Source organism: uncultured Nostoc sp., from assembly GCF_964245445.1.
Taxonomy (GTDB): domain Bacteria; phylum Cyanobacteriota; class Cyanobacteriia; order Cyanobacteriales; family Nostocaceae; genus Nostoc.
Genome location: NZ_CAXTNE010000083.1, coordinates 1 through 9,632, shown reverse-complemented (window position 1 = coordinate 9,632; position 9,632 = coordinate 1). Strand labels below are relative to the sequence as shown.

11 protein-coding genes are annotated in these 9,632 nt (G+C 39.8%); 3 read left to right on the top strand and 8 right to left on the bottom strand.

What is annotated here, in order from left to right; all coding sequences use genetic code 11:
* Positions 1 to 225: 225 nt before the first annotated feature.
* The gene (locus ACFE90_RS15785; RefSeq protein WP_375502054.1) at positions 226 to 705 is read right to left on the bottom strand and encodes a hypothetical protein; all 480 of its coding nucleotides are present in this window, start codon (positions 703 to 705) and stop codon (positions 226 to 228) included.
* A gap of 339 nt (positions 706 to 1,044) precedes the next feature.
* Here ACFE90_RS15785 and ACFE90_RS15780 point away from each other — a divergent pair, with 339 nt between their 5' ends.
* The 3 genes from ACFE90_RS15780 to ACFE90_RS15770 are packed head-to-tail and all read left to right on the top strand — an operon-like array spanning position 1,045 to position 5,221.
* Positions 1,045 to 1,719 carry a hypothetical protein gene (locus tag ACFE90_RS15780; RefSeq protein ID WP_375502052.1) on the top strand — a complete coding sequence of 225 codons (675 nt, stop codon included), beginning with the start codon at positions 1,045 to 1,047 and terminating at the stop codon, positions 1,717 to 1,719.
* 56 nt (positions 1,720 to 1,775) lie between these two features.
* Complete coding sequence (locus ACFE90_RS15775; RefSeq protein ID WP_375502050.1) at positions 1,776 to 3,770, top strand: P-loop NTPase fold protein; 1,995 nt, start codon at positions 1,776 to 1,778, stop codon at positions 3,768 to 3,770.
* Between the two features lie 14 nt (positions 3,771 to 3,784).
* On the top strand, positions 3,785 to 5,221 hold the full coding sequence (locus ACFE90_RS15770) for a DUF1802 family protein (RefSeq protein ID WP_375502048.1): 1,437 nt from the start codon (positions 3,785 to 3,787) through the stop codon (positions 5,219 to 5,221).
* A gap of 229 nt (positions 5,222 to 5,450) precedes the next feature.
* On the opposite strand, the gene ACFE90_RS15765 is transcribed toward ACFE90_RS15770, so the two are convergent.
* The 7 genes from ACFE90_RS15765 to ACFE90_RS15735 all read right to left on the bottom strand — a co-directional run bounded on the left by ACFE90_RS15765 (position 5,451) and on the right by ACFE90_RS15735 (position 9,451).
* Positions 5,451 to 5,684, bottom strand: coding sequence for a type II toxin-antitoxin system RelE/ParE family toxin (locus ACFE90_RS15765; RefSeq protein WP_375502046.1), 234 nt, complete (start codon positions 5,682 to 5,684; stop codon positions 5,451 to 5,453).
* On the bottom strand, positions 5,681 to 5,947 hold the full coding sequence (locus tag ACFE90_RS15760) for a type II toxin-antitoxin system ParD family antitoxin (RefSeq protein ID WP_375502044.1): 267 nt from the start codon (positions 5,945 to 5,947) through the stop codon (positions 5,681 to 5,683). Before ACFE90_RS15760 ends, ACFE90_RS15765 begins: the two co-directional genes overlap by 4 nt.
* Positions 5,948 to 6,153: 206 nt before the next feature.
* Positions 6,154 to 6,516 (bottom strand): aspartyl protease, encoded by a 363-nt coding sequence (locus tag ACFE90_RS15755; RefSeq protein WP_375502042.1) that lies wholly within the window; start codon positions 6,514 to 6,516, stop codon positions 6,154 to 6,156.
* The gene (locus ACFE90_RS15750) at positions 6,513 to 6,830 is read right to left on the bottom strand and encodes a hypothetical protein (RefSeq protein WP_375502090.1); all 318 of its coding nucleotides are present in this window, start codon (positions 6,828 to 6,830) and stop codon (positions 6,513 to 6,515) included. Before ACFE90_RS15750 ends, ACFE90_RS15755 begins: the two co-directional genes overlap by 4 nt.
* A gap of 205 nt (positions 6,831 to 7,035) precedes the next feature.
* Complete coding sequence (locus tag ACFE90_RS15745) at positions 7,036 to 8,622, bottom strand: glucose-6-phosphate isomerase (protein ID WP_375502040.1); 1,587 nt, start codon at positions 8,620 to 8,622, stop codon at positions 7,036 to 7,038.
* A gap of 111 nt (positions 8,623 to 8,733) precedes the next feature.
* Positions 8,734 to 8,991 carry a cytotoxic translational repressor of toxin-antitoxin stability system gene (locus ACFE90_RS15740; RefSeq protein WP_109011274.1) on the bottom strand — a complete coding sequence of 86 codons (258 nt, stop codon included), beginning with the start codon at positions 8,989 to 8,991 and terminating at the stop codon, positions 8,734 to 8,736.
* Between the two features lie 262 nt (positions 8,992 to 9,253).
* Positions 9,254 to 9,451 carry a hypothetical protein gene (locus tag ACFE90_RS15735; RefSeq protein WP_229473409.1) on the bottom strand — a complete coding sequence of 66 codons (198 nt, stop codon included), beginning with the start codon at positions 9,449 to 9,451 and terminating at the stop codon, positions 9,254 to 9,256.
* Positions 9,452 to 9,632 lie beyond the last annotated feature (181 nt).

The window sequence follows — 9,632 nt, the reverse complement described above, 5'->3', positions numbered from 1 at the left end:
TCTGCGGGGTCGCCGTAGGGGTCTTCGCTGGCTGGGCGGACATTGCGATCGCGATATTCAGCATCTTCAGCTTGATCGCCGTTATTTCCCAACAAGAGATCCTTCGCTTTTCGGAAAAATTCATCTACCATAATCTGTCTCCTGATTTAAGTTCGTGTTTCCGACGTGCGCGATCGGCGTTATCCTCCGGGAAACCCGCTTTCTTATTTACACACGCTTCGCTATCTAGAGTGCTGGAGCTGCGGATGAAGTTATGCCACTTAGATCGCGACCCGAAGTATTCCCGTTATAGCCTTGGAATTGCCGATATTGTTGTGCTTCAGATTCTGGTACTCGAATTCCTTCTGATGGTGGAGTAACCCAGTGAGCGCGATGTTCAGCATCGCGGTAGTATACACGCCCGTTCTTGGAAAGATAGTACTTACCTTGCGCTCCTTCTTGTGAAGCATTCTTATGTTGGTTGTAGAGGTAATAAAGTCCCGCCGCACCTGCCAAAAGTGCCACTTTTTGCCCCGTACCCAATCCCTTCTTAGCTTGGGTTTGGCGATCGCTCACTGTTCTACCAACGGTATCATCAACCGGTGGTGGCGCAGCAGTTTTGGAACCACCTCCGCAGCTACTCAGCAAGGGTACGGTTAGCAATGCGGAAAGCAGCACTGCAAATAGACGCGAGACTATTTTACGTTCTTTATATACTGTGTTCATCGGATTTCGTCATCACCTGTATTTACTAAAAGCCTTGCTGTTGCAAATACAAAGTTGGAATTCCTGTTATTTCACCTGGAATTGAAAGAACATATACCACTCAATTTACAACTGCACAGCTACAGCGTTTCAGTGTTATGATGATCGATTTTTTCAAATACTCCATCCTGCCTTCGAGAGAAACTGCATTCATCCGAAGGAAATATATTGTTGATTTTTTAATTAATCAATTTAGCCCAAACGCCGAAATATTCAGCAATTTCTCGGTTATTTTTTCCGAGGAAATAAATTAAAAAGATACAGTTACTATGATGCTCTTTGCCAAAAAATATATTCAATATGACATCAAAAAATACAGCCCAAACTAGAACTCGTCTCCTTTTGGCTTTGTGGGATTTGGGAGGAACGCAGCAGGAAGTTAAGAAGGGTCAACTCACTAAGCGAATTGTATCCAAAAGCCAGAAGGTAGGAGATTATCAGGGTTCATTTGAAGAATTACAGAATCAGGGTGCGATCGCAATCTCCAAAAAAGGATACTCTCTTACATCTAGCAAGGGTTTAGAGGTGTTGGGTGAGGGTTTGAGAAGTTCTAATTTTAAATTTGAAGGGACGATTATTGGAACTTGGGCGGCGAATGCGTTGGTGAAGTGGATTAGTCAGATTGATGTTGCGGTAACTGGTGCAGATGTACCAGTTAATGGGAAGAGTGCATTAGCGGAGCTTTCCAAAAGAATCGCATCTTACGACGAGTTTAAGTCAGTGGCGTTGGAAGTTTACGACAAGCTCAACTATGAGTACAACTTTAATAATTTAGTGCCAATTTATCGGATTAGAAGAGGAATTGGCGATCGTGTTAGTCGTACAGAGTTCAGTGAGTGGTTGCTAGAAATGCAAGAAAAAGACATTTTCCAACTAATTGCTGGGGAGATACCAGACTTGACTGCTGATAAACGTGAAGATTCAATCACCATACCAGGAGCAGGATTGCGCTCTTACGCCAAGCGCTTGAGTTAATCACATTGTCCCTAACGCCTTTGTAGTTTCTCACACCATAATCAAATAGAATCAATATGACAAATATCCCTATTTCTCCAATAGAAGCCGTCAATGCCGCCATTCAAAGTCATAATCCATTTACCAACGCGGGCATTGTCCAAGAACAACATATTTGGGGAAAGAAGTTCCCTGATGTGCCTACGCTAAATGCCCATGCTTCTAATGCAGTTTTTCAGGCAATTGAACTGGTAAGAACAAGTCAATCTAGCCAAGACAAGGTGACATCAATAGCCATAACTGCACAGCAGGGAGTTGGCAAAACTCACTTACTCAGTCGCATTCGCCATCGACTAGAACGTGAAGGGGGTGCTTTATTCGTCTATGCAGGTGTCAATAACTATACAAATTTAAATCTAGTTAAGTACCAATTTCAGAAAACTTTGGCAGATAGTCTAAGTAAAACGGGTAGTCAAGGAGTCATGCAGTGGCAGGAAGTAGCAGCAGCAATGGCAAATGAAGGTTTTAAAGCCATCAATGCCAATGCTCCTAACCTTTCCCCACAAGAACTGCTGCAAAGATTTGACAAAGTATATGTAAGTTGGTTGGCTAGGAACAAAAATTTGATGGACAGGCTGATCAAAGAAGTTCTTAAAGTCAAACCAAATGCAGATCCCTATATTGTCCGGGCAATTCTGTGGACGCTTTCAGAAACTCAGGCATCTTTTGCTAGGGAATGGCTGTCTGGCTATGAACTAGCCCAATCTAATGCAGACGCTTTGGGATTACCAAATCCTAGTAAAACTAGTCAAGATAGAGAAGCTGAAGCCCTGAAAAATATTCAGCAAATATTAAATTTAGTAAGTTACTATAACCCAGTTGTAATTTGTTTTGATGAAATAGATGTTAAAAACACTTTTAGTGAAGATGGGTTGCCTACAGAACTAGTCATTGCTGATTTAGTGAAGCGTCTGCACGATACCCTCGAACACTCTAAACTAAGTCGAGGTGTTGTTATTATCACAGTTATGTTGCCTGTTACATGGACACAGAAAATAAATGAGATACAGGATGGTACACCTGATAGAGTTTCAAAATATACAGGGCGTAAACCAATAGATTTAAGATACATTGATAGTGAGTCTCTGGTTGAATTAGTTACACTTTGGTTGAATGATTTTTATACTATTAGCAATTTATTACCTCCTTCTAAAATCTACCCATTTGAAGAAAGTAAACTGAGAGAATATGGCAAAGGAAGACCAACCGTAAGAGAGGCTTTGAAATGGTGTGCAGAGAACTTTAAAGTTAAAGGTGATATTTTACCACAAGACCCATTTGAACGATTCGAGATTGCTTTAAAAAGAGAGAAAGAGGTAGAAATTTTAGATTATCTTGATGAGAAGAACAATTCTCTCATTGTTGATGCTTTGCGTTTTGCCTTTCAGACCCTTAAAGGTCAAATACTAGATGGTGAAACTTCCACAGGTGAGAAATTAGAACAAGTCACAATCGAAGATGTTGTTGAAATTGAGCCTAAATCAAAGAATCAGGGTTGGATAAATTTCAAAATTATTGGCAAAGAGAAAGATAAAATTTTTAAAATTGGTGTTTCTGTTCTCCAGTACTCACATGGAAGAGCTGTTGGAGCAGGAATGTGGCGGTTGATTGAATATAAAACCTTCGATATAACGCGAGGGTGTTTAGTTCGTTCTAAAAATAAAGAAAAAATGATTTTTAAAAGCTGGGATTCTTATGTATATCTTAAGAAGCTTGTCGAAGAATTAGGTGGAGAACATGTAGATTTAAAATTTGATGAAGTTAAACCACTTATTGAACTATATTCTATTTATCAGCAACGTGATAACTATCAACTTAATGATGAGCAATTACTCGATTTTTCACAGCTAATAACTCGTACAAATCCTTTACTGCTTGAGATTTTGAGTAATCCTTCTGGTCAGATTGATGGAGATACTATTGAGGGAGAAGAACTATTAAATGACTTTCTTAATCCATCTATCATAGAAGAAACAGACGACTCAGATAATCTGACTGAGTTGTATAATTAAACATGAGTAATTTAGTGGTGCTTCAAACAGCTCTGTTTTTACCTGCTGTGGAAGTTGAAGCGTTAATACAAGGGCAAATTATTGTAGCTATGCCTCGTAAATTTATACATCCGGGGCAGAGTTTTGCTCTTTATCCAGCTAATGTTTCGATTAACTTATTACCCAATGAGCAGCATTACCGCTCAAATTTTTTGCCTGTTGTCCAAAATTTTATTGGAAACTTAAGTACAGAAACAGTTTTGATAAAATCTTGGGCTAAATGTGAGCTTTGCCAGATGCTGAATGCTCCCGAATCATTAGATGCTTTGTCACGGTTAACAATCTGGACGACACAGGTATTACAGCAAGCTCTTGTACAAAAACCTTATATTTTTCTGGCTTTTTTGCGTGTCTATTTGTTCTCAGAACCACAGGAGATTACTGTACAACATCAAAGTGGTCACTTTTTCCCTTTACCAAATTCCTTGACTGTTAGTGAAGCCAAACCCGTAATAAACGATCGCACCTTCGCCCAACGCAAACACCAATTAGAAAAGCTAGAACCCGCGCTGCATCCCGAATTGGAAGAATTGCAGAGTGCGATCGCATCCCTAAGCATTAGCCAACCAGCAGCCAAACAATTAGACGACGATATCAAAATATTTTTAGGTTGGAGCAGTGATAAACCAACCAATTCATTAGATTTAGACTTACCTTGGATTCATAAAATTGCTGAAGTTGGGAACTCTAGCGACGGACATACATTTGAAAAATTAGTTCGTAGAGGATTACTAAAATTAGGCTTTACAGGTTCAGGTTTGAATCCAGATGCAACTGGTGGCGCAGGAGGTATGGATTTTTACGCTGAACAACCTTATCCAATAGTAGGAGAGTGCAAAGCAACTAAAACTGAGAAAGTTACTGATGGTACACCTGCACAGTTACTAAAAATAGGTATGAACCATCTTGGTAAATTTCAGTATGACAATTCTATTAAGTTAATTGTAGCCGCCGGAGAACTAAATTTTTACGCCTTAAGAACAGCTACCGAAAATCAAATGAATGTTATTAGCCCTGAAACACTGCAAAAACTCGTTGAACTGCAAGCACACTACAAAAATTCTATCAACTTATTAGAACTAAAAGAATATTTGCAACAAGCTCCTTTTGGTTTAGCTGAAGATAAAATTAATACTTATATTGATAAAGTTGAACAATCTATAAGGTTGCGATCGCACATTATCCAGCTTGTCAAAAACTATTTAGAAAACTCAGGCATAAAATCTGCTGGTGTTGAAGCTTTACACGGTGCGTATTTCGGATCACATCCGCCACAGCCGATAAGAACAGCAGAAATGCACGAAATTTTAATTGAACTTTCCTCACCTTTAACAGGCTATTTAGGACGAATAAAAAGCAGTGATTGGAATAGCGATCGCTTTTACTTTCTCCGTGATTTACCTATTAACTAAAGATAGTATAATATATCTCTTTTCTTACCTCTGCGCTCTCTGCGCCTCTGCGGTTCGTTTAAAAATAACTGAAGTATGTAGACGTAGCCAGCGCTAGGCATTGCTTTTACTTTTTGAGTTATTTATCAATAGATAATTGGAAGTTAACTAAAACACCAACTTACTCATCTGATTCTACAAATAAATATTCCAAATTTTGATAAACACTAACTACACGGACAATTTCAATTCAACTATTTACAACTCGATAAAGAATAATATAATTATCCAAAGGAACACCACGCAAATCAGCTTTAATATTTCCGTAGCTGCGTCCCATATTGAGAAAATTAGCTAAATATTTACACTTTTTATCAAATTTTTCAACAAAATGCTCCCCAGCATCAATATTTATCTTGACAAAATAATCAATAATTTCTAATAAATACTGACTGGCTTTTGGAGAGATAATATGTTGCTTCATCCTTGTAATTCTCTCGCTTTCCGCAACTTATCTCGCAATTGTTCAACTACAACTTCTCCATCAACACCTTCCCCTCTATCTAGTTGCTCAATAGCAACTTCAACTTTTTCGCGTGTTTCTTCAACCCACTGTTGATAACCTTTTTCCCACTCTAATAGCAACTTCAATGCTTTACTAATAACTTCTTCAGGGTTCGCATATCTACCTGTAGCAATTTGCGCTTGGATAATTTGCTCTAGTTCAGGTTTAATTTGGATATTCATAATTTATATTTCAGTTTATTGAAAGCTTTAACTTTATTGTAACAATATTTAAAGTCAGATAATTTGAATAGCGATCGCTTTTACTTTCTCCGCGATTTACCTATTAACTAATATAGTAGAATATATCTCTTTCTTTACCTTTACATTCTCTGCGTCCTTTGTGGTTCGTTTAAAAATAACTGAACTGCGTAGGCGTAGCATCGCAGTTATCCCAAAGTTAATATACCAACCTGATAGTTAACCACTAATGGCATAATTTTTAGCCATTCTGAGCCTAACAATACTTCCGTAATTTCATCGTCCACATAAACATTAATTTCATACTCTTGTTCGTTTAACAGCACCTTGCCTAAATAAATATCAAATCTTGATTCTCCTTCAGCAATTCGTAGAGATTCCTCACCGATATAAGTCCAATCAAGACACTTTAAATCTTGTTTGTTAATAGTCATAAAACCTGTAAAACCATTATCCAACATGGCATCTACAGGCAAATCTAATCCATCAGATGTAATCAAATCAATTTCAAAGAATAGTTGTCCATTATCCCCAAAGTTACCCTGAATCATATTGTGCCAGTTGTTCCTGTTTCATTTAGACAGAATACACAATGTCTACTATTTGGGTATTTTTCAAGGGATTTTTTATGAGCTTGCATTTTATCCGCATCAATCAAATAATCACCACTATCTGGCTCTACTGCAATATACCAGCCATAGTGTTCCTTAATCAAATCGGGACGCACACGCTCAAAAATTGCCCGACAACGCCGATAAAATACTTCATCTTCAGCTTTGCGTTTAGCAAGTTCTTCTGGGGATAAAGTACGTTCTGGAAAAATTCTACCCCGACGTGCAGGTTGTTTTGCAGTTGATTCAGCCAGAATATTAATCCTACTTATTCATGCTGCCTTAACTTTATGTTAGGACAAGCAATTAGTTCCTCTGTCCTTCAATTACGAATTACGAATTATACAGTGAAGCATCCTAGACTGAAGATATATCTTCTATCTAGGATGCTTCACAATAAAAAGAATTGTTGCTGATACAACAATTAATGAACAGAATGTGATGTTTAGACTTGAACTATCAGCTAGCAGAAACGGCTAAACTGCCGGGTTTCTGAAGATCACCTTGCAAAACCACACCTCGCTGATTGGCATGGATATGACGCAAAATCTTGTAAATTGCCTCAACTTGCTCTGATGCACCTGCTTTCTCTGCAAGTTCATCAAGAGAAATGGGAGCTTTTTCTTTTTGCAGCACTGCTACCACTCGTGTTTGCAAATCGATAATAGAGGCGGCTGCTTTTTTACCAGCTTCTACCCCTGGTTGATGGTAGGCGTTGATGTTGACCAAACTACCATATAAACCAACAGCACGCTCATACAAAGCAATTAATGCCCCTACAGTTCGGGGGTTAACTTGGGGAATCGTGACTGTAATTGAATCGCGGTGATTTTCATAAAGCGCTTGTCGGGTTCCTTGGAGAAAACCAGAAAGATAATCGCCTGATGTAATTCCTGGATCTATTTCAGTGGATGGGCCCTGACGATCTTCCAACACTTCGATGAAGGTAGCAAAGAAATTCGCTACACCCTCACGCAACTGCTGGACATAAGCGTGTTGATCTGTTGAGCCTTTGTTGCCATAAACGGCAATGCCTTGATGGACAACGTTGCCATCTAAGTCTTTTTCCTTGCCCAAAGATTCCATCACCAGTTGTTGCAAATAGCGACTGAATAAAAATAAGCTGTCCTTATAAGGTAGGACAACCATATCTTTTTCGCCCTTTCCGTTACCAGCAAAGTACCAAGACAAAGCGAGTAAGGCTGCTGGGTTATTTTTCACATCTGGGACGCGGGTAGCGTCATCCATTTCTTTTGCGCCATCTAGCATAGCCCGAACATCAATGCCCTGTAATGCGGCTGGTACTAGCCCCACCGCAGACATTTCTGAGGTGCGTCCTCCTACCCAGTCATACATGGGAAATCTGGCCAGCCAACTTTCGTCTTTGGCTAATTTATCGAGGTTGCTATCAACGCTGGTAATTGCTACCGCATATTGAGCAAACTCCAAATTGTGTCCGGCGTAGGCTTTTTTAACTTCAATCATGCCGTTACGAGGTTCCGGTGTTCCCCCAGATTTGGAGATCACCAAAACCAAAGTGCTGGCGAGGCTATTTCGTAGATGATTGAGAACGCGATCGATACCTGCCGGATCGTTATTATCGATAAAGTGAATTTTCAGGGGCGGGAAATCAGGAGCGAGAGCTTCCGCGACGAATTGGGGGCCGAGGGCGGAACCACCAATGCCGATGGAGATAATATCCGTGAAGCGGCTTGCTCTGGGAGGATGAATAGCACCTGTTTGGACTTTTTCCGCAAAAGCTTCGATTTGTTCTAGGGTTTGGACAATTTCTTGTGTAAGTTCTGGAGTTGGCGCTAAATCAGGATTTCGCAGCCAGTAGTGTCCAACCATGCGATTCTCGTCAGGATTTGCGATCGCACCCTTCTCCAGTTGAGCCATATCCGCAAACGCCTTGTCAAACTTCGGACGCAAGGAATCTACGAAGGCATCATCGAACCGTATTCGACTCACATCTAAGTACAGTCCCAATCCCTCGTGGAAATATAACCAGTTTTGGTATCGTTGCCAAAGTGCCCTAGCATCCATAGGGAAATCTCAAATAAAGTGTTTTTCAAAACCAGTTTAATGTAAGGTTATAGCGATCCCTGCCTAGCCTTATACAGTTTACAGTTTTAAGTGTTCCCTTGAATCTTCACTTTAAACATCTGGCATAGGGATGACACGCAGAAATTTCACAATTTCACCCCTGATTTCTATACCAATCAAGTAATTATCGAGGGTAAATCGGTGAAAAATGCCTTCACTATCAAGCTGTCGTAGTTCTTTTAAATCGCTCAACTGCCACTTTTGGGCTAACTCAGTAAACACAAAATCATACACCCGCTCGTAGGCGGCAGGTTCTAAATTCTTCAGGTCTAGCAAAAAAGACCTTGCATAGCGCATTTCCAGAGTCACTAGGCGTCACCTTAACCAAAACTTGAGGGGCCACCAAAAGAGTGCTGAGTTGAAAGTGCTGTACATGGATAGCGGGGCGTTTAGCCCGTGCTGAGTCAATAACCAGTACTAAGACTTACAATTCAGTATATGGATCTAAATCCTCTGACTTTAGTTCTAAATAATAAATAAATTTCTTCCTAACTAATCCCTTAGTTTTAACTATGGGCTACTACTAGGCACTCAGCATTCAGCACTCAGCACTACTAAAAGCGCTGCTGAATCAGAAAAACATCAACAGTCTTACCGCTTCTTCATGGGTTAAGATATCCCACGGTTGCTGCGATCGCTTGACTTGTTGTATCGCTTTAAGCATATAAAAGTCACAATGTAAAGCTTCGAGAACGTCCCAAATGTTTTGCAAATCGTCATCGGCTAACTGCTCGATTAAGTGATGCATTCTCAGTCGCAGCAAATTCATACGTCAACTATTCCCTACCAGCAAACACCAACAATAAATAGTATTCCCATAAAATTAGCTACGCTCAAGCTACGCTAAAATTTATTCGCTTAATGAGTGGGAATGGGGAGTAGGCGGACAAGCGAAAATAACCATTCCCAATTTCCCATTCCCAACTTCCCAATTTCCCATTCCCCACTCC